The organism is Actinosynnema sp. NPDC091369, assembly GCF_044757065.1.
Taxonomy (GTDB): Bacteria; Actinomycetota; Actinomycetes; order Mycobacteriales; family Pseudonocardiaceae; genus Actinosynnema.
The window spans coordinates 1-21,900 of the sequence record NZ_JBIVUG010000013.1; the positions used below are offsets into that span (position 1 = coordinate 1).

Annotated in this window: 6 protein-coding genes; 4 read left to right on the plus strand and 2 right to left on the minus strand. The window is 73.2% G+C overall.

What is annotated here, in order from left to right; translation table 11 throughout:
• On the minus strand, window positions 1-19,016 hold a 19,016-nt coding region (locus ACIQMJ_RS33620), incomplete at its 3' end, for an SDR family NAD(P)-dependent oxidoreductase (protein WP_499765020.1).
• Between the two features lie 470 nt (window positions 19,017-19,486).
• Here ACIQMJ_RS33620 and ACIQMJ_RS33625 point away from each other — a divergent pair.
• From ACIQMJ_RS33625 to ACIQMJ_RS33640, 4 genes are all read left to right on the plus strand, one after another.
• Complete coding sequence (locus tag ACIQMJ_RS33625; protein ID WP_499765021.1) at window positions 19,487-20,398, plus strand: hypothetical protein; 912 nt, start codon at window positions 19,487-19,489, stop codon at window positions 20,396-20,398.
• 14 nt (window positions 20,399-20,412) lie between these two features.
• The gene (locus tag ACIQMJ_RS33630; RefSeq protein WP_499765022.1) at window positions 20,413-20,628 is read left to right on the plus strand and encodes a hypothetical protein; all 216 of its coding nucleotides are present in this window, start codon (window positions 20,413-20,415) and stop codon (window positions 20,626-20,628) included.
• A complete protein-coding gene (locus ACIQMJ_RS33635) occupies window positions 20,586-20,870 on the plus strand; it encodes a hypothetical protein (RefSeq protein ID WP_499765023.1) in 285 nt (94 codons plus the stop codon). The genes ACIQMJ_RS33630 and ACIQMJ_RS33635 overlap by 43 nt, the downstream gene beginning before the upstream one ends.
• Window positions 20,871-20,994: 124 nt before the next feature.
• Complete coding sequence (locus ACIQMJ_RS33640; protein WP_499765024.1) at window positions 20,995-21,543, plus strand: carboxymuconolactone decarboxylase family protein; 549 nt, start codon at window positions 20,995-20,997, stop codon at window positions 21,541-21,543.
• Here ACIQMJ_RS33640 and ACIQMJ_RS33645 read toward each other — a convergent pair.
• On the minus strand, window positions 21,525-21,890 hold the full coding sequence (locus ACIQMJ_RS33645) for a hypothetical protein (protein ID WP_499765163.1): 366 nt from the start codon (window positions 21,888-21,890) through the stop codon (window positions 21,525-21,527). The genes ACIQMJ_RS33640 and ACIQMJ_RS33645 overlap by 19 nt on opposite strands.
• Window positions 21,891-21,900: the final 10 nt, after the last annotated feature.

A 21,900-nucleotide genomic window follows, 5' to 3' on the forward strand; every position in this document is an offset into this window, starting at 1 on the left:
AACGCCGCAGCGAACACCGGATAAGCGGCGTAAAGCCGCCGCCCCATGCCACGCCACTGCGAACCCTGACCCGAGAACACGAACGCCGTCTTCCCGGTGCCGGCCTCGCCGATCGGCGCGTCACCACGGGTGATGGCGTCGAGGTCGGCAGCCAGGCTGCCCCGGTCGGTGAGCGCGACCCGGAAGGGCAGACGAGCACGGGTCGCGAGCACCGCACCCACCGCCGGGTCGTCCGCGAACTCGCGCAACCGCCGTGCCTGCGCCCGCACCGCCTGCGGCGACTTCGCCGACAACAACCACGGCACCGGTTCGGTCACCTCCACCGGCTCGGCGGGCACGTGTTCGAGGATCACGTGCGCGTTCGTGCCGCTGATCCCGAACGACGACACCCCGGCCCGGCGCGGGCGGTCGACGGCGGGCCACGGCCTCGGCTCGGTGAGCAGCCGGACCTCGCCCGCCTCCCAGTCGACGTGCGTGGTGGGCCGGTCGACGTGGAGCGTGCGCGGTAGCGTGCCGTGCCGCATCGCCATGATCATCTTGAGCACGCCCGCGATCCCGGCGGCGGCCTGCGTGTGGCCGATGTGCGACTTCACCGACCCCAACCACAACGGCTCCGCACGATCCGCGCCATAAGTGGCCAACAGAGCCTGGGCCTCGATCGGATCACCCAACGTCGTACCGGTCCCGTGCGCCTCGACAGCGTCCACATCGGATGGTCGTAAACCAGCGTTCGCCAGAGCCTGTCGGATCACCCGCTCCTGCGACGGACCATTGGGCGCGGTGAGACCGTTCGACGCGCCGTCCTGGTTCACCGCCGACCCCGCCACCACCGCCAACACCCGATGACCGTTGCGACGCGCGTCCGACAACCGTTCCAACAGCACCAACCCGGCCCCCTCGGACCAACTGGTGCCGTCGGCCGCGTCGGCGAACGACTTGATCCGCCCGTCCGCCGCCAGACCCCGCTGGCGCGAGAACTCGACGAACCCGGACGGTGTCGCCATCACCGTCACGCCGCCGGCCAGCGCCAGGTCGCACTCCCCCGACCGCAACGCCTGCGCCGCCAAGTGGATCGCCACCAACGACGACGAACACGCCGTGTCCACCGACACCGCCGGCCCCTCCAACCCCAACAAGTACGACACCCGCCCCGACGTCACGCTGGTCGCCGTGCCCGTGGCCAGGTAGCCCTCAAGATCGGACGGCTGCGCCCCGCCGCCGTACCCGGACGACCAGATGCCGGTGAACACGCCGGTGTGACTGCCCTGCAACGATGTCGGGTCGATCCCGGCGTGCTCGAAGGTCTCCCACGCCGTCTCCAACAACACCCGCTGCTGCGGGTCCATCGCCAAAGCCTCGCGCGGCGAGATCCCGAAGAACGCCGCGTCGAACCGAGCCGCGTCACGCAGGAACCCACCCGATCGCGTGTAGCTGGTGCCCGGCCCGCCCGCCGGGTCGTACAGCCGGTCCAGGTCCCACCCGCGATCGGTCGGGAACTCGCCGATCGCGTCGACGCCGTCGGCGACCAGCCGCCACAGCTCCGCCGCCGAACCGACCCCGCCGGGGAACCGGCACCCCATGCCGACCACCACGACCGGGTCGTCCGCGGCGGCCACGGTGACCGGCGCGACGGTCGGCCGTTCCCGACCGAGCAGCAGTCCGCGCAGGTGGGCCGCGAGCGCGTTCGGCGTCGGGTGGTCGAACGTCAGCGTCGCGGGCAGCTTCACGCCCAGCGCCCCGGCCAGCCGGTTGCGCAGCTCCACCGCCGTCAGCGAGTCGAACCCGAGGTCGGAGAACGCCCGGTGCGCGGCCACCCCGTCGGTGCGTCCCAGCACCACGGCCGTGTGCGTGCCGACCAGGTCGAGCACCACGGCGTGCTGGTCGGCCTCGGCCAGCGAGGCGATCCGGTGCGCCAGGTCGGTGTCCGCGATCCGACGCGCCCGCCGCGTCAACCCGCGCAACGACGGCGCGGTGAGGTCGAGCCGTGCGGGCACGAGCGCGGGGGCGCCGTCGGCCAACGCCGCGTCGAACAGCGCCAACGCGTGCTCCGTCGACATCGGCACGATCCCGGACCGCGCCAACCTGCGCTGGTCGGCGTCGGTCAGGTGAGCGGTCAGCCCGCTCGTCTGCGCCCACTGCCCCCACGCCAGCGACACGGCGGGCAGGCCCAGGGCGTGCCGGTGGGCGGCGAGGGCGTCCAGGAACGCGTTGGCGGCGGCGTAGTTGGCCTGGCCGGCCCCGCCGAGCACCCCGGCCGCCGAGGAGAACAGCACGAACGCACCCAGCCCGAGGTCACGGGTCAGCTCGTGCAGGTGCCACGCGGCGTCCACCTTGGGCCGCAGCACGGCGTGCAGGCGTTCCGGGGTCAGCGAGGTCACCACGGCGTCGTCCAGCACACCGGCCGCGTGCACGACGGCGCGCAGGTCGGGGATCGTCGCGAGCACGTCGGCCAGCGCCGCCCGGTCGGTCACGTCGCAGGCGACCACGCGCACGTCCGCGCCCTCGATCGCCACCTCACCGCCACCCCGGCTGAGCAGCACCAGCCGGCGGACGCCGTGCCGGGCCACCAGGTGCCGGGCCACCAGCACGCCCACGGTGCCCGTGCCGCCGGTGATCAGCACCGTGCCGTCCAGGTCGAGCGCGACCGCCGACCCGGGCACGCGGTCGAGCCGGGGCGCGAGCACCCGGCCATCGCGGACCGCCACCTGGAACTCGTCGGCCGGCACCCGGACCTCGCCGTCGTGGTCCACGTCGACCAGCGCGAACCGGCCGGGGTGCTCGGTCTCGGCCGCCCGCACCAACCCCCAGACGGCCGCCGCCGGCAGGTCGGTCACCTCACCCGGACCGGCCGCGCCGCGCGTGACGATCGCCAGCCTCCCGTCGTCGGACGTGCGCAGGAAGTCCTGGACGGCGGCCAACGCCTCGGCCACCGCGGCGTGCGTGGCCTCGATCGGGTCCGCTCCCGGCGCGCCGGTCACGTGGTGCACGGCGGTGTCCTGCGTCGAAGCCGTGACGGGAACCCAGTCGAGGCGGAACACCCGGTGGTCGCGGGTCTGGAAGTCCGCCGTCATCGGCCGCACGGTCACCGCGTCCACCACCGCCACCGGCTCGCCGTCTGGGGTGGAGAGCAGGACCCGGTAGGTCTCCGGTCCGGTCGGGGTGATGTGGACCCGGGCCGCCGACACGCCGGGCCGCAGCACGGCGACCCCGGCGAACGAGAACGGCAGCCGACCCGCCGCGACCAGCGCCAGCGGCTGCAACGCCGCGTCCAGCAACGCCGGGTGCAGGTCGAACCCGTCCGAGCCGGCCAGGGCGACCTCGGCGAACAGCTCGTCACCGTGCCGCCACACCGCCCGCACGCCCTCGAACGCCGGCCCGTACTCGTAGCCGCGCGCCGCGAGGTCGTCGTAGAAGCCGGCGAGGTCGACCGGCTGTGCCTCCGACGGCCACGCCGGCGCGGGTGACGCCGGTGTCGTGACGCCGAGCGTGCCGGTGGCGTTGCGCACCCAGTCGCCGTCGACCCGGGAGTGGATGGTGACCGCCGCACCCTCGACCACCACCTGGACCGGCACGGCGTCCTGAGCGGGCAGGACCATCGGGGCTTCCAGCAGCAACTCGTCCAGCACGTGCCGGCCCACCTGGGCGCCCGCCCGCAGGGCCAGCTCCACGAAACCGGTGCCGGGCAGCAGCACCGAGCCGTGGACCGCGTGGTCGGCCAACCACGGGTGGGTGGCCGTCGACAACCGGCCGGTAAGCACGACGCCCTCGCCCGCCGCGAGGTCGACGGCCGCGCCGAGCAGCGGGTGGTCGGTCGGGTCGAGACCGGCCGCGGTGACGTCCGCGGGTCCCGGCACGGGTTCCAGCCAGAAGCGCTCGTGCTGAAACGGGTACGTGGGCAGGTCGGCGTGACCGGCGGCGGGCACGGGCCAGTCGACGTCCACGCCCGCGACGAACAGCCGTGCGGCAGCGGCGGTGAAGTCGGGCTGGTCGCGGCGGAGCGTGCCGGTGGCGACCGTGACGTCCAACGCGGGCGTCAGCACCGGGTGCGGGCTGACCTCGACGACCACGTCATGCCCGGCCTGCGTCAACGCCTCGACGGCTCGATCGAACCGCACCGGCTCACGCAGGTTCCGGTACCAATAAGCGGCGTCGACCGTCTCCACCAAGCCCTCGGTCACCGTGGAGTAGAACGGCACGCGGGTCGGCAGGGGGGTGATGTCCGCCAGGTCGGCGAGCAGCTGTTCCCGGATCGCCTCGACCTGGGCCGAGTGCGCCGCGTAGTCCACCGGGAGGGCACGGGCCCGGATGCCATCGGCCTCACACGCCGCTACGAGTTCGGCCAGCGCGTCCGGTTCGCCTGACACGACCACGGAGTCCGCCGCGTTGACGACCGCGATCGACAACCGGTCGCCCCACCGCGACAACAGTTCGGCGTCCGGCGGCAACGACACCGACACCATGCCACCCTGACCGCTGATCGCGACCAAAGCCCTGCTGCGCAACGCCACCACACGGGCCGCGTCGTCCAACGACAACGCCCCGGCCACGTACGCCGCCGCGATCTCACCCTGCGAATGCCCCACCACAGCATCCGGCTCGACGCCGTAAGACCGCCACAACGCCGCCAGGGAGACCATCATCGCGAACAACGCGGGCTGCACCACATCGACCCGGTCCAGCGGACCACCGGTCAAGACCTCGACCAACGACCACTCCACGTGCGGAGCCAAGGCACGCTCACACGCATCCACCGCCTCACGGAACACCGGCTCCGACGCGTAGAGATCACGCCCCATGCCAACCCACTGCGCACCCTGACCCGGGAACACGAACACCGACTTGTTCAACGTCGACGCCGTGCCCGTCACCAACCCCGGATGCTCACGACCCTCCGCCAACGCACCCAGACCAGCCGGGTCCAACACCACCGCACGGTGATCGAACCGCGTCCGACCAGCCAGCACTCGGGCCACGGCGGAAGCGCTGCCGTCGACCTGGCGCAACCTGCGAGCCTGGTCGCGCAGCGCCTGCGCGGTCTTGCCCGTGATCACCCACGGGGTGTGGCCGGCCGGCTCGTCGGGCTCCACAGCGGTCGCAGGAGCCTGCTCGATGATCACATGCGCGTTCGTGCCGCTCACACCGAACGACGACACACCGGCCCGGCGCGGGCGGTCGACAGCGGGCCACGGCACGGCATCCGTCAACAACCGCACGGCTCCGGCCGTCCAGTCCACGTGCGGTGTCGGCTGGTCCACGTGCAGCGTCCTGGGCAACCGGCCGTGCTGGAGTGCCAGCACCATCTTGATCACGCCCGCGACACCCGCCGCCGCCTGAGTGTGGCCGATGTTCGACTTCACCGACCCCAACCACAACGGCTCCGCACGGTCCGCGCCATAAGTCGCCAGGAGAGCCTGGGCCTCGATCGGGTCACCCAACGTCGTACCCGTGCCATGCGCCTCGACAGCATCCACATCGGACGGAGACAAACCGGCGCTCGCCAAAGCCTGACGAATCACCCGCTCCTGAGACGGACCATTGGGCGCGGTCAGACCGTTCGACGCGCCGTCCTGGTTCACCGCGCTGCCCCGGACGACGGCCAACACCCGGTGACCGTTGCGGCGAGCGTCCGACAGCCGTTCCAACAGGACCAGGCCCGCGCCCTCACCCCAGCTCGTGCCGTCGGCTGCGGCGGAGAACGGCTTGCAGCGGCCGTCGGCGGCCAGGCCGCGCTGCCGCGAGAACTCGGTGAACCCCAACGGATTCACGATCACCGTCACGCCACCGGCCAGCGCCAGGTCGCACTCCCCCGACCGCAACGCCTGCGCCGCCAGGTGCATCGCCACCAACGACGACGAACACGCGGAGTCGACCGACACGGCCTGGCCGCGCAACCCGAGCAGGTAAGCGACGCGGCCGGACGTGACGCTCGGTGAGATGCCGGTCGCCAGGTATCCCTCGGCGTCCCGCGGGGCCTGGTCGACCACACCCCCGTACCCGGACGACCACAGCCCGGTGAACACACCGGTCAGGCTGCCCCGCAACGACGTCGGGTCGATGCCGGCGTGCTCGATGGTCTCCCACGCCGTCTCCAGGAGCACCCGTTGCTGCGGGTCCATCGCCAACGCCTCGCGCGGCGAGATCCCGAAGAAGTCCGCGTCGAACCCGGCCGCGTCGGTCAGGAACCCACCGGAACGGGTGTAGCTGGTCGCGGGGTGGTCCGGATCGGGGTGGTAGAGGCGGTCCAGGTCCCAGCCTCGATCGGTCGGGAAGTCCGTGATGGCGTCCACGCCGTCCGACACCAGCCGCCACAGGTCGTCCGGCGACCCGACCCCGCCCGGCAACCGGCAGCCCATGCCCACGATCACGATCGGGTCGTCATCCACCGCGCGCACGACCGGCTCGACGACAGCGGCACGCGTGCCCGACAGTTCCAGCCTCAGGTGCTCGGCCAACTCCGCGGGGGTGGGGTGGTCGAAGACGAGCGTCGCGGGCAGCCGCAGGCCGGTGGCCGTGGCGAGCCGGTTGCGCAGCTCCACGGCGGTCAGCGAGTCGAACCCCAGGTCCCGGAAGGCCAGCCGGGGCTTGATCGCGGACGTGTCGGTGTGCCCGAGCACGGCCGTGGTGTGGGCCGTGACCAGGGACAACAGGTCGGCCTCGGGCGCGGCGGGCGGCGGGAGCGCGCGAGGCGTGCGAGTGGTCAGGTGCGCGGTCGTCACGGCGGGCTGACCGCTCGCCAAGGCGGCGTCGAACAGCGCCAACGCGTGCTCGGTGGTCATCGGCGCGATGCCGGCGCGGGCGAAGCGCTCCTTGTCGGTCGCGGTGAGGTGCGCGGTCATGCCGGACGCCTCGGCCCAGTGGCCCCACGCCATCGAGACGGCGGGCAGGCCGAGGGCGTGCCGGTGCCGTGCCAGGGCGTCGAGGTAGGCGTTGGCCGCCGCGTAGTTGGCCTGTCCGGCGTTGCCGAGGACGCCCGCGGCGGCGGAGAAGAGCACGAACGCGTCCAGGTCGGTGGTCAGTTCGTGCAGGTGCCAGGCGCCGTCGACCTTGGGCCGCAGCACGTCCGCGAGCTGGTCGGGCGTGAGCCCTTGCACCACCGCGTCGTCCAGCACGCCGGCCGCGTGCACCACCGTCGTCAGGTCGGGGATCGACGCCACCAGCGCCGCGACCTGCTCCCGATCGGACACGTCACACGCGACGACGCGCACGTCCGCGTCCAGCTCCGGCGCTTCACCACCGCTGCGGCTCGCCAGCACCAGCCGCCGCACGCCGTGCCGCGCGACGAGGTGCGCCGCCAAGGCCCGGCCGAGCGTGCCCGTGCCGCCGGTGATCAGCACGGTGCCGTCGGCGGGTCGCGGCACGGTGAGCACCAGCTTGCCGACGTGCCCGGCCTGGCTCATCAGCCGGAACGCGTCCACGGCCCGCCGCACGTCGTGGGTCGCGACGGGCGGCAACCGCAGCACACCGTCCTCGAACAGCCGCAACACCTTCGCCAGCACGTCACCCAGGTGGGCGGGGTCGGCGTCGTTGAGGTCGAACGCCCGGTAGTCCACGCCCTCCGGGGCGCGGACGTCGGTCTTGCCCATCTCCACGAACCGACCACCGGGCGCGAGCAGGCGCAACGACGCGTCGGTGAACTCACCGGCCAACGAGTTCAGCACCACGTCCACGCGCGGGAACCGCTGCTCGAACTCCAGCGTGCGCGACGACGCGAGGTGGTCGTCGGCCAGGCCGAGCTCCCGCAGGGCGTCCCACTTGCGCGGGCTCGCCGTGGCGAACACCTCCGCGCCCAGGTGCCGGGCCAGCTGGACCGCCGCCATGCCCACGCCACCCGCGCCGGAGTGGACCAGCACCCGGTCGCCCGGCCGGACCCGGCCCAGGTCCACCAGCCCGTGCCACGCGGTCAGGAACGCCACCGGCACCGCCGCGGCCTGCGCGAACGACCAACCCTCCGGGACCGGGGCGAGCAGCCGCCGGTCGGCGACGACCCGCGGCCCGAACGTGCCGGAGGCGAGCCCCACCACCCGGTCGCCGACCTGCCACCGGGTGACGCCGGGCCCGACTTCGAGGACCGTGCCCGCCGCCTCACCGCCCAACAACGCCTCGTCCGGGTACATGCCCAACGCGATGAGCACGTCCCGGAAGTTCAGCCCCGCCGCACTCACGCCGAGCCGCACCTGGCCCGGTTCCAGCGGCGGCTCGGCCACCTCGGCGAACTCCAGGTCGTCCAGGCTCCCGGTGCCGGGCTCCACCAGCCGCCACGCGCCGTCGACCGACGACGGCCGCGGCGTGAACGGGACCTGCCGCGGCACCACGACCTCGTCGCCCCGGACCGCCAGCTCGACCTCGTCACCCGCCACGGCCGCCGCGTCCGCCACCCGCGCCACCGGCACGTCCCGGTCCAGCTCGACCGCCACGAACCGGCCGGGGTGCTCGGCGGCGGCACTGCGGACGAGCCCTCGCACCGCCGCACCGGCCGGGTCGTCGTTGGTCGGCACGACCAGGCGCGCGGGCTCGTCGGACGCCAGGAACTCCTGCACCAGCGCGAGTGCCCGCCGGGTGAGGTCGTGCACGGACTCGGCGTCCTCCGCCCCGGACAGGAGCGGCGCGACGCGGACCGGGGTCGGCTCGGACTCCACCAGCGGCACCCATTCGGTGCGCAGGAGCGTCGTCGTCGCGCCGGTGGCCGGGCGCACGGTCAGCGCGTCGATCGTGGCCACCGGCGCGCCGGTCGGGTCGGTCAACGCGACCGCGAAGGCGTCCGGTCCCCTGCGGGCGAGGTGGACGCGGACCGTCGCGGCTCCCGTGGCGTGCACGGCGACGCCGGCGAGGGAGAACGGCAGGCGCACGCGGCTGTCCGGGTGCAGCAGGATCACCGGTTGCAGCGCGGCGTCGAGCAGGGCCGGGTGCAGGCCGAACCTGCCGGCGTCGGGCACCTGCACCTCGGCGAAGACCTCGTCGTCGCCGTGCCACAGCGCCCGCACACCCCGGAACGCCGGGCCGTACTCGTAGCCGAGGCCGGCGAGGTGGTCGTAGAAGCCGTCCGGGTCGACCCGCTGACCCGTCGGTTCCCACGTCGACCCGGCCGAGGGCCTGGCGTGGTCGAGCGTGCCGGACGCGTGCCGGACCCACTCGCCGTCGGCTCGCGAGTGCACGGTGACCGTTCGGCGGCCTGCGGCGTCCGGCGCGGCGACGGACACCTGCACGTGCGTGGGGCGTTCGGTCACGGTCAGCGGCACGTGCAGCACCAGGTCGGCCACCACCGGGCAGCCCGCGGCACGTCCGGCCTCGGCGGCCAGCTCCACGAACGCCGTCCCGGGCAGCAGCACGGTCCCGTTGACGGCGTGGTCGGCCAGCCACGGGTGCGTGCGGGTCGACAGGCGTCCGGTGAGCACCGAGCCCTGGTCGTCCGGCAGGTCCACGGAGGCGTCCAGCAGTGGGTGGCCCAGCGCGGAGTCCGCGGTGCTCGGCGTGAGCCAGTAGTGGGTGCGCTGGAACGGGTAGGTCGGCAGCGCGAGTCGGCCCGGTGCCGGGCGGGGCAGCTCGACGCCGTTGACGACCAGGGCGGCGAGCGCGTTGCGGAAGTCGCTCCGGTCGCGGCGGAGCGTGCCGGTGGCGACCGTGACGTCCAACGCGGGCGTCAGCACCGGGTGCGGGCTGACCTCGATGACCACGTCATGCCCGGCCCGCGTCAACGCCTCGACCGCCCGATCGAACCGGACCGGTTCACGCAGGTTGCGGTACCAGTAGGCGGCATCGACCGATCCGACCAACCCGTCCGTCACGGTCGAGTAGAACGGAACCCGCGCCGGCAGGGGGGTGATGTCCGCCAGGTCGGCGAGCAGCTGTTCCCGGACCGCCTCGACCTGCGCCGAGTGCGCCGCGTAGTCCACCGGGATCCGCCGGGCCTGCACACCCTCGCGTTCACACAGCTCCACCAACTCGTCCAACGCGCCAGGCTCGCCCGACACCACCACCGTGGACGCCGAGTTCACCACCGCAACGCTCAGCCGATCACCCCACCGCGACAACAGTTCGGCGTCCGGCGGCAACGACACCGACACCATGCCACCCTGACCGCTGATCGCGACCAAAGCCCTGCTACGCAGAGCGACCACTCGCGCCGCGTCGTCCAACGACAACGCCCCGGCCACGTACGCCGCCGCGATCTCACCCTGCGAATGCCCCACCACAGCATCCGGCTCAACACCACGAGAACGCCACAACGCCGCCAAAGACACCATCATCGCGAACAACGCCGGCTGCACCACGTCCACGCGATCCAACGACCCGCCACTCAAAACCTCGACCAACGACCACTCCACGTGCGGAGCCAAGGCACGCTCACACGCATCCACCGCCTCACGGAACACCGGCTCCGACGCGTAGAGATCACGCCCCATGCCAACCCACTGCGCACCCTGACCCGGGAACACGAACACCGACTTGTTCAACGTCGACGCCGTGCCCGTCACCAACCCCGGATGCTCACGACCCTCCGCCAACGCACCCAGACCAGCCGGGTCCAACACCACCGCACGGTGATCGAACCGCGTCCGACCAGCCAGCACGCGTCCGATCTCGTCGTTCTCCCCCGGGTGCTCGGTGAGGAAGTCCCGCAGCCGGCGTGCCTGCTCGCGCAACGCTTCCGGTGTCCGGGCCGACAGCAGCCACAGCTGCTCGGTGTCCACCGGTCGCACGTCCTCCGGTGCCTGTTCGATGATCGTGTGCGCGTTGGTGCCGCTGATGCCGAACGCCGACACGGCCGCTCGCCGGGGACGGTCCGTGTCCGGCCAGGCGGCGGAGTCGGTCAGCAGCCGGACGTTCCCCGCCGTCCAGTCCACGTGCGGCGTGGGCTCGTCCACGTGCAGGGTCTTGGGCAGCACGCCGTGTCGCAGCGCCATCACCATCTTGATCACACCGGCCGCGCCTGCGGCTGCCTGCGTGTGGCCGATGTTCGACTTCACCGACCCCAACCACAACGGCTCCGCACGGTCCGCGCCATAAGTCGCCAGGAGAGCCTGGGCCTCGATCGGATCACCCAACGTCGTACCCGTGCCATGCGCCTCGACAGCGTCCACATCGGACGGCGACAGGCCGGCGTTCGCCAAAGCCTGACGAATCACCCGCTCCTGAGACGGACCATTGGGCGCGGTCAGACCGTTCGAAGCGCCGTCCTGGTTGACGGCGGTCCCCCGCACGACCGCCAGAACGTGGTGACCGTTGCGGCGGGCGTCGGACAGGCGTTCCAGCAGCAGCAGACCCGCGCCCTCGGCCCACCCGGCCCCGTCTGCGGCAGCGGCGAAGGACTTGCTGCGGCCGTCCGGCGCGCTCGCGCCCTGCCGTGACATCTCGGTGAACAACGACGGCGTGGCGTTGACCGTGACGCCGCCGGCCAGCGCCAGGTCGCACTCGCCGGACCGCAGCGCCTGCGCGGCCAGGTGCAGCGCGACCAGCGACGACGAGCACCCGGTGTCCAGGGACAACGCCGGTCCGACCAGTCCGAGCAGGTAGGACAGCCGGCCCGAGCCGATGCTGGTCGCCGTCCCGGTGACCTGGTAGCCCTCCAGGTCGTCGGGAACGGGCCCGGCGGCGTAGCCGGTGGACCAGATCCCGGTGAAGACGCCCGTCCGACTGCCCTGCAACGATGTCGGGTCGATCCCGGCGTGCTCGAACGTCTCCCACGCCGTCTCCAACAACACCCGCTGCTGCGGGTCCATCGCCAAAGCCTCACGCGGCGAGATCCCGAAGAACGCGGCGTCGAAGCCCGCGGGGTCGGCCAGGAACCCGCCGTGCCGGGTCGAGGACGTGCGCGGCCGGGTCGAAGTGGGGTCGAACAGCCGGTCCAGGTCCCACCCCCGGTCGGCGGGGAACCCGCCGATGGCGTCCACGCCCTCGGACACCAGCCGCCACAGGTCGTCCGGCGACTCGACCCCGCCGGGGAACCGGCAGCCCATGCCGACGATCGCGATCGGCTCGTCCGTCGCCACCGCAGGCACCGGCGTCGCCGGCGCGCCGTCCCCGCGCAGGTGCGCGGCGAGCCGTTCGGGCGTCGGGTGGTCGAAGACCAGCGTGGACGGAAGCCGTCGGCCCAACGCGGCGGTGAGGCGGTTGCGCAGGTCGACGGCGGTCAACGAGTCGAACCCGAGGTCCTTGAACGCGCGGCCGGTGTCGATCGCCTCCGGCGAGGTGTGCCCCAGCACGGCGGCCGTGTGCGTGGCGATCACGTCGAGCACGTCGACGCCGGACGTCACGCCCGGCTCGACCGGTTCCTCCCGGACCTGGGCTTCGGGCAGGTCCGCGAGCAGCCCGCTCGGCCGCACGCGGGTGAACGCGGGCGCGAACCGCGCCCAGTCGACCGGGGTGACCACGGCGTGCGGCACGTCCTGGTCGAGCACGTCCCGCAACGCGGCCAGCGCCCGCCCGGACGGCATCTCGCCCAGGCCGAGCAGTCGCCGTTGCCGCTGCACCGACTCCAACGCGGCCATGCCGCCCTCGGCCCAGATGCCCCACGCCACCGACGTGGTCGCCCTGCCCCGGGCGCGGTGCCGTGCGGCGAGGGCGTCGAGGAACGCGTTGCCCGCCGCGTAGGCCGCACCGTGCCCGTCACCCCAGACACCGGCCGTGGACGAGAACAGGACCAGCGCGTCCAGGTCGGGCAGCAGGTCGGCGAGGTGCGTCGCGCCGGCGACCTTGGCCGTGATCACGTCGGCGAACCCGGCCACGTCGTCGTCGGCCAGCCGACCGGACCTGATCACGCCCGCCGTGTGGAACGCCGACCGCACGTCGCCGACCTCGTCGAGCAACGCCGCCAGCGCGGCCCGGTCCGCCACGTCGCAGGCGGCGATCGTGACCCGGGTCCCGGAGGCGGTCAGTTCGTCGTGCAGCTCGGCCGCACCCGGAGCGTCCGGCCCGCCGCGGCTGACCAGGACCAGGTGCTCGGCACCCTGCCCGGCGAGCCAGCGCGCCACCCGAGCGCCGAGCGCACCCGTGCCACCGGTGACGAGGGTGGTGCCCTCCGGCCGCCACGTCCGAACCGGTGGGATCGGCCCGGCCCGGCGCAGCCTGCGGGCGAACACGCCGTCCGCGCGGATCGACACCTGGTCCTCCCGGCCGCCGAGCACGGCGAGCAGGCGGCGCACGGCCGGCGCGTCCGGGGTGGCCGGCACGTCGACCAGCCCGCCCCACCGGTCGGGGAACTCCAGCGCGGCCGACGTGCCCATCCCCCACGCCAGCGCCTGGAGGGGACGGTCGCCGAACGCGCCGCGCGTCACGCACCACAGCGGCGCGTCCAGCTCGCGCACCGCGTCGATGGTCCGCGCGAGGCCGACGGTCAGGGCCGGGTGGTCGGGGTGGGGTGACTCGTCCAGCGCCAGGAACGACAGCACGCCGTCGACCCGGTCGGCCGTGTCGACCACGTCGACACCGCTGTCACGCAACGCCTCCACCGCTGCGTCGGCCCACGCGTGTCCGTCGTCCGGGCGCAGAACCAGCCACCGGCCGGCGGGAGTCGACGTGGGCGTGACCGGTGTCCAGGTGACCTCGTAGCGCCACGGGTCCGTCGCGGGCGCGGCGGCAGTGAGCCAGTACGGCTCGTGCTGGAAGGCGTAGGTCGGCAGGTCCACGCCACCGGCCGGCGGCAGGACGGACGACCAGTCGACGTCCACGCCCGCCACGAACAGCCGTGCGGCAGCGGCGGTGAAGTCGGGCTGGTCACGACGCAGGGTGCCGGTGGCGACCGTGACCTCCAGCGCCGGTGTCAACACCGGGTGCGGGCTGACCTCGATGAACACGTCATGCCCGGCCTGCGTCAACGCCTCGACGGCTCGGTCGAACCGGACCGGCTCGCGCAGGTTCCGATACCAGTAGGCCGCATCGACGGACTCGACCAACCCGTCCGTCACGGTCGAGTAGAACGGAATCCGCGCCGGCAGGGGGGTGATGTCCGCCAGGTCGGCGAGCAACTGTTCCCGGACCGCCTCGACCTGCGCCGAGTGCGCCGCGTAGTCCACCGGGATTCGCCGGGCCTGCACACCCTCGCGTTCGCACAGCTGCACCAGTTCGTGCAGCGCCGTCGGTTCGCCCGACACGACCACTGTGGACGCCGAGTTCACCACCGCGACCGTCAGCCGGTCGCCCCATCGTGACAGCAACTCCGAGTCCGGCGGCAACGACACCGACACCATGCCACCCTGACCGCTGATCGCGACCAGAGCCCTGCTGCGCAACGCCACCACACGGGCCGCGTCGTCCAACGACAACGCCCCAGCCACGTACGCCGCCGCGATCTCACCCTGCGAATGCCCCACCACAGCATCCGGCTCGACGCCATAAGAACGCCACAACGCCGCCAGGGAGACCATCATCGCGAACAACGCCGGCTGCACCACATCGACCCGGTCCAGCAGGCCACCCGTCAAGACCTCGACCAACGACCAGTCCACATGCGGAGCCAAGGCACGCTCACACGCGTCCACCGCCTCACGGAACACCGGCTCCGACGCGTACAGATCGCGCCCCATCCCCACCCACTGCGCACCCTGACCCGGGAACACGAACACCGACTTGCCGATCGTGACCGGCGGGGTGGTGACCAGTTCGGCGTGGTCCGCGCCGACCAGCACGGCGCGATGGCGGAACCGGGCTCGGCCCCCGAGTTCGGCGGCGATGGCGGCGGCCGGCACGTCCGGGTGGGTGCGCGCGAACTCGCGCAGCCGTTCCACCTGGGCGTGCAGGGCCGCCTCGGTCTTCGCGGTCACGAGCCACGGCGCGGCCCGGTCCTCGCCGACCACCGCCTCCGCCTCGTCCGGCGACTGCTGGAGCACGAGGTGGGCGTTGGTGCCGCTGATGCCGAACGCGGACACGGCCGCGCGCCGGGGCCGTCCGGTCTCGGGCCAGTCCGAGGACTCGGTGAGCAGGCGGATGTCCCCCGCCGTCCAGTCCACGTGCGGTGTCGGCTCGGCCACGTGCAGGGTCTTGGGCAACCGGCCGTGCCGCAGGGCCAGCACCATCTTGATCACACCCGCGACACCCGCCGCCGCCTGAGTGTGGCCGATGTTGGACTTGACCGAACCCAGCCACAGCGATCGGGACCGTTCCTGGCCGTAGGTGGCCAGCAACGCCCGGGCCTCGATCGGGTCGCCCAACGTCGTGCCCGTGCCGTGTGCCTCGACGGCGTCCACATCGGACGGTGCCAGGCCCGCGTTCGCCAGGGCCTGGCGGATGACCCGTTCCTGGGACGGCCCGTTCGGCGCGGTCAGGCCGTTGGAAGCGCCGTCGGAGTTCACCGCCGACCCCGCCACGACCGCCAACACCCGGTGGCCACGCCGACGTGCGTCCGACAACCGCTCCAGCAGCACCAGACCCGCGCCCTCGCCCCAACTCGTGCCGTCGGCGGAGGAGGAGAACGGCTTGCTGCGCCCGTCCGGCGCGAGCCCGCGCTGGCGGGAGAACTCGGTGAAGATGACCGGCGTCGCCATGACCGTGACGCCGCCGGCCAGCGCCAGGTCGCACTCCCCCGACCGCAGCGCCTGCGCCGCCAGGTGGATCGCGACCAACGACGACGAGCAGGCCGTGTCGACCGACAGCGCCGGTCCGCGCAGGCCGAGGTGGTAGGCGACGCGCCCGGACGTCACGCTGGTCGCCGTGCCGGTGACCAGGTAGCCCTCCACGTCCTCGGGCACCGGCGTGCCGACCGCGTACCCCGAGGACCAGATGCCGGTGAACACCCCGGTCCGGCTGCCGTGCAACGACGTCGGGTCGATCCCCGCGTGCTCGAACGTCTCCCACGCCGTCTCCAGCACCAGGCGTTGCTGCGGGTCCATCGCCACGGCCTCGCGCGGCGAGATGCCGAAGAACCCGGCGTCGAACCCGCCCGCGTCCGCCAGGAACCCGCCTCGACCGACGGCGCTCGTGCCGCCGCTGCGCAGCTCCGGGTCGTACAGCCGGCCCAGGTCCCAGCCGCGGTCGGTCGGGAAGTCGCCGATCGCGTCGACCTCGGCCGTGACCAGCCGCCACAGGTCGTCCGGTGAGGTCACGCCGCCGGGGAAGCGGCAGCCCATGCCCACGATCACGATCGGGTCGTCGGCCACCGCGGCGGCGACTTCCGGCGCGTCCACCGCGCCGTCGCGCAGGTGCGCCAGCAGGTCCGCCGGCGTCGGGTGGTCGTAGATCAGGCCGGACGACAGCCGCAGGCCCAGCGCGTTGTTGATGCGGTCGCGCAACGCGACGCCCATGACCGAGTCGAAACCGAGGTCCTTGAACGTGAGCGTGGGGTCGAGGTCGGCGGTGTCGGCGTGCCCGAGCACGGCCGCGATGGCGGCGGTGACCTGCTCGGCGGGATCGGCCGACGGTTCGGCGGGCACGGGCGTGACGTCGCTGTCGCCCAGCCAGTACCGGCGGCGCTGGAACGCGTAGGTCGGCAGGTCGACGGGCCGGACGTCCGCCGGGAACGCGGGTGTGAAGTCGACGTGCCCGCCCGCCGCGAACACCCGGCCCAACGCGGTCAGGAACTCGTCCCGGCCGCCGTGGTCGCGCCGCAAGGTGCCGGTGGCGACCACGACGTCCAGCGCGGGCGTCAGCACCGGGTGCGGGCTCACCTCGATGAGCACGTCATGGCCCGCGTCGACCAGCGCGGTGGTGGCCAGGTCGAACCGGACCGGCTCGCGCAGGTTGCGATACCAGTAGTCGGCGTCGAGGGCGGCGGTGTCGAGCAGGCCACCGGTGACCGCCGAGTAGAACGGCACCTCACCCGACCGCGGCCGCACGTCGGCGAGGTCGTCCAGCAGCCGTCGGCGAATGGCCGACACCTGCGCCGAATGGGCGGCGTAATCCACCGGAATGGCGCGCGCCCGAATGCCCTCCGCCGCGCACGCGGCCGACAACTCGGCCAGCTCAGCCGGTGAACCGGACACCACCACCGCGCCGGGCGCATTCACAACCGCGACGGTCAAACGGCCGTCCCAGCGCGCCACGAATTGCTCGGCCACATCGACCGGAAGTGTGACCGAAATCATTCCGCCCTGTCCGGCCAAGGCCACCAGGGCACGGCTGCGCAACGCCACCACGCGGGCCGCGTCGGCCAACGACAATGCGCCCGCGACGTGCGCGGCGGCGATTTCGCCTTGGGAATGGCCGACCACCGCGTCCGGTTCGACGCCGTGCGCCCGCCACAGCGCCGCCAGCGACACCATCACCGCGAACAGCGCGGGCTGCACCACGTCGACCCGGTCCAGCGCGTCCCCTAGCAGCACGTCGACCAGCGACCAGTCGGTGTGGGGCGCGAGCGCGGCGGCGCAAGCGTCGATGGACTCGCGGAAGACCGGCTCGGACGCGTAGAGCTCGCGGCCCATGCCGACCCACTGCGCGCCTTGGCCTGGGAACACGAACGCCGCCCGGCCCGGGTCGGCGGCCCGGCCCGTGACCAGGTCGGGCGCGGGACGACCCGCGGCGAGCGCGGTCAGCGGCGTCCGGCCCAGGAGCACGGCGCGGTGGGCGAAGTGCGTGCGCGTGGTCGCCAACGCGTGACCGACCTCGGCCGGGGTCAGCCCGGGGTGGTCGCCCAGGTGGTCCCGCAGCCGCTGGGCCTGGGCGCGCAACGCCTGCTCGCTCTTCCCCGACAGCACCCACGGCACCACACCGGAGGCCGCACCGGTCACACCTGACCCCGCATCCGACCCCGCATCTGACGCCGCACCCGACGCTGCACCGGACGCCACGCCCGACCCGGCATCGGATCCTGCGCCCGACCCGCCCGCCGGCCCGACCTGGCTCCGGTCCGGCGCTTCGGCGACCACCACGTGCGCGTTCGTGCCGCCCATCCCGAAGGCCGACACCCCGGCGATCAGCGGCCGGTCGGCGCGCGGCCACGCGGTCAGCTCGGTCTGGACCCGCAGCTTCAGCTCGGTGAACGGGATGTCCGGATGGGGCGTGACGTGGTGCAGGCTGGCGGGCAGGGCCCGGTGGCGGATGCTCAGCACGGCCTTCAGCAGGCCGACGACGCCCGCCGCGCCCTCCAGGTGGCCGACGTTGGTCTTCGCCGACCCGACCAGCAGCTCGGTCGCGCGGCCGGCGTGCGCGGCGCCCAGCCCGGCCGCTTCGACCGGGTCGCCGACCGGCGTGCCGGTGCCGTGCAGCTCCACGTACTGCACCTCGTCCGGGCGGACGTCGGCGTCGGCCAAGGCGTCCCGGATGACCTGCGCCTGCGCGTCCGGGCTCGGCACGGTGAGGCTGCGGGTGGGGCCGTCGTTGTTCAGCGCGCTGCCGAGGATCACCGCGTGCACCCGGTCGCCGTCCGCGAGGGCCTGGGCCAGCGGTTTCAGCACGACCACGCCGCCGCCCTCACCGCGGCCGAACCCGTTGGCGTCGGCGGCGAAGGTGCGGCTGCGGCCGTCCGGGGACAGCCCGCCGAACTCGACCCCGCTCGCCTCGCGGCCCGCGGCCAGGTTGAGGTTCACCCCGCCCGCCAGCGCCAGCGACGACTCGCCCCGGCGCAGGCTCTGCACCGCCAGGTGCACCGCGACCAGCGCGGACGACTGCGCCGCGTCCACGGTCAGGCTGGGGCCGCGCAGGCCGAGGAAGTGCGACACGCGGTTGGCGATCACACCCCGGTTCGTGCCGGTCATGGTGTGCGGGGTGACGTGCGCCGGGTAGCTGAGGGTCGCGTAGTCGTCCCAGGTCGCGCCGAGGAACACGCCGACCCGGCCGCCCGCGTGCGCGCCGGGGACGACCCGCGCGTCCTCCAACGCCTCCCACGCCAGTTCCAGCGCCAGCCGCTGCTGCGGATCCATCGCGGCGGCCTCGCGGGGCGAGATGCCGAAGAACGCCGCGTCGAACGCGTCGACCTCGTCGAGGAAGCCCGCGGGCAGCTCGCCCGCGCGTCCGGGTGGCGGGGTGGTGATCGCGTCACGGCCGTCGCGCAGCAGCCGCCAGAACGCGGCCGGGTCCGGCGCCTGGGGCAGCCGGCAGGACATTCCGATGATCGCGATCCGGTCGTCCGCGCGCGCCATTTTCCCACCCATCGGGTCACCTCTTCCGCTCGCGAGAATTCGAGTCGGTTCCCGGACGAAAGCAGTGCGGCCCACGACCACCGCGCGGTCGAGCGTCGTTCCCCGGAAAGCGGTTGAAGACGACTCGAACGTACCTCGGTTACGCGCGGCCCGGCTACGGGTGAAACGCTTTTCCGCCGACCGCGCATCGGGTTTCCGATCGTGCCACTGGCACCGGCGACGTGATTCGGCTTCAATGCCGCGCCACCGCCGGCAACACGCGCACCAGTACTGATCCCGGTATCCGCGGCACTGGCATTCGCGCTCACCCTATTGGTTCCAGCGGGTGTCCGCCGCGCGCCGAACGGCCCCGCCGCCGGTGGGTGGGCCGGCCCCCTCGGCTCATCGCGCAGGACAGCATCATGGAAGTTGTCGGAGGGGCGCGTCGCCCAGGACATTGAGTCGACCGAAGCGCGCTCCGACTCGCAACGAGGTGAACGCCCATGGCCCACGTCCGGCCCGTCATCGGGACCGACCGCACCACCGGATCGGGACGGCTGATCGTCGGCAGCGTCATCGCCGGCGTGCTGCTGTCCGTGCTGTGGTCCTACGAGTTCGTCGACCACGTGATCGGCGCGAACGTCGCCAACGCCCTGCTGGGCGAGGAAGCCGCGACCGCCTCGATCGCCGGCACCGCCGCGGGCCTGGTGTTCGCGTTCGTCTCGGGGCTGGCGGGCACGTTCACCGCGTGCAACATCGCCATGGCGGCGTCGGTTGGGCCGATGAGCGAAGCCGGCGGGACGTCGACGGGCACGGCGCGGTCCTTGTTGCGCCCGTTGGGCTTCTTCACGGCGGGCATGGTCGCGGTGTCGGCGGTCTACGGAGCGGTCGGCGTGCTGGTCGGTCCGGGCATGCCGCAGCTGTCGAGCGCGATGGTCGGCACGATGCCGGTGCGGCTGCTCCAGTCGGCGATCGTGTTCGGCGTGGTGGGCCTGGCGATGGCCTACCTCGGGCTGGCCGCCCTGGGCGTGCTGCCCGACCCGTTCCGCGGCCGGCCCGTGGCGCGGGTCGTCGTGCTCGGCGCACTGGTCGGCGCGTTCCTGATCGGCCGGCCGTACCCGATGTTCATCAAGCTGTTCCGCTCCGCCGTCGACTCGGGCAACCCGCTGTTCGGCGCGGGCACGTTCGTGCTCCAGTCGGTCGGCAACGTCGTGCTCGTCACGGCGGCGTTCGCCGCCCTCGCCGTGGGCACCAGAGGCCGCTTCCTGCGGTGGTTCAGCGGGAACGGCCGCCGCTCCGCCGCGGTCAGCGCGGCGCTGCTGATCGCGCTCGGCGTGTTCCTGCTCGTGTACTGGGACGTCCGGGTCCCGTCGATCTTCGGGTTCGGTTGGTTCCCGACGATGCCCTACAACTGACGAAGGATCTGATCGTGTCCGCGACAATCGCTGTCCCGATGACCACCAGGTCGCAGTCCCCCGTCCGCACCGGGGCGCTGGCCGGACTCGCCGGCGGCCTCGTGTTCGGCCTGCTGATGGCCGGCGTCGGCATGCTGCCCGTGGTGGGCATGCTGATCGGCATTGAGAACGCCGTGGTCGGCTTCTCGTGCACATGGTCATCTCGGCCATCGCCGGCTTCGGCCTGCTGACCCGCAAGCTCGGTGCCGTGCCGCCGGTGTACGCCGCCAGCATGGTCTACGGCGCGGTCCTGTGGGTGCTCGGCGCGCTGATCATCATGCCGCTGTGGTTGAGCGTCACCGCCGACCCGATGATGAGCGAGATGGTGCTCGTGGTCGGCGGCGCCCAGTGGGTCAGCCTGTTCGGCCACGTGGTCGGGTTCGGCATGACGACCGGTGCCGTGCTGCTCATGCAGCGCGGCCACGCCAAGTAGAACCACAGCGCCCGGTGCCCGCCGCACCCCTCGCGGCGGGGCCGGGCCGCCCGCTGCGGGATCACGCAGCGCGGCCGTTCACCGATCACCCCCCGAGTGGTCGGTGAACGGCTAGCGTGCTCCCATGGCGCACATCGACCTCGGCTTGGACGAGACCCTGTTCCCCGGCATCACCGGGCTGATGAAGTTCCGGCCCGAGACGGCCAAGCCGCTCAACGCCCTGGCCGAGGTGCTGCTGCGCGCGCCGAACTCGCTGCCCGCGGGTGAGCGCGAGCTGATCGCGGCCTCCGTGTCCGCGTTGAACGAGTGCCGCTTCTGCCGCGACTCGCACTCGGCGTTCGCCGCCGCGCAACTGGACGAGGGCATGACCCTGGTGCACCAGGTGCGGGCGGACCTCGACACCGCGCCCGTGTCGGAGAAGCTGCGGGCGCTGCTGCGGATCGCGGCCGCCGTGCAGCGGTCGGGCCGCGCGGTCACCACCGAACTGGTGGACGCGGCGCGGGCGCAGGGCGCGACCGACGTCGAGATCCACGACACCGTGCTGATCGCGGCGGCGTTCTGCATGTTCAACCGGTACGTCGACGGCCTGGGCACGTTCGCGCCTGACCAGACCGACGGCTACGCCGTGTCCGCGCGGCGGATCGTGGCGCACGGCTACACCGACTCGGTGTAGTCCTCGGCCCGCCGGTCGCGCGCCGACCGGCGCCGCCGCACCACCGGGTAGGACAGCAGCACCAGCGCCACGAACGGCACACCGACCTGCCACGCCGGGCCGAACGCCTCGGTGAACGCCGTGGCCACCAGCACCAGCACCACGTACAGCAGGCTCAGCACGGCGGTGACCGGCGCGCCCGGCAGCCGGATCGGCGACGGCGGCAGGTCGCGGCGGGCGCGCCGGAACGCCAGGTGGCTCACGAAGATCAGCAGCCACGCCGTCATGCCGCTGAACAGCGCGATGCCGAGCAGCACGGGGAACGCCGCGTCGGGCGACAGCGCGGCGGTGAGGACGACCAGGTTCATCACGCCCGCG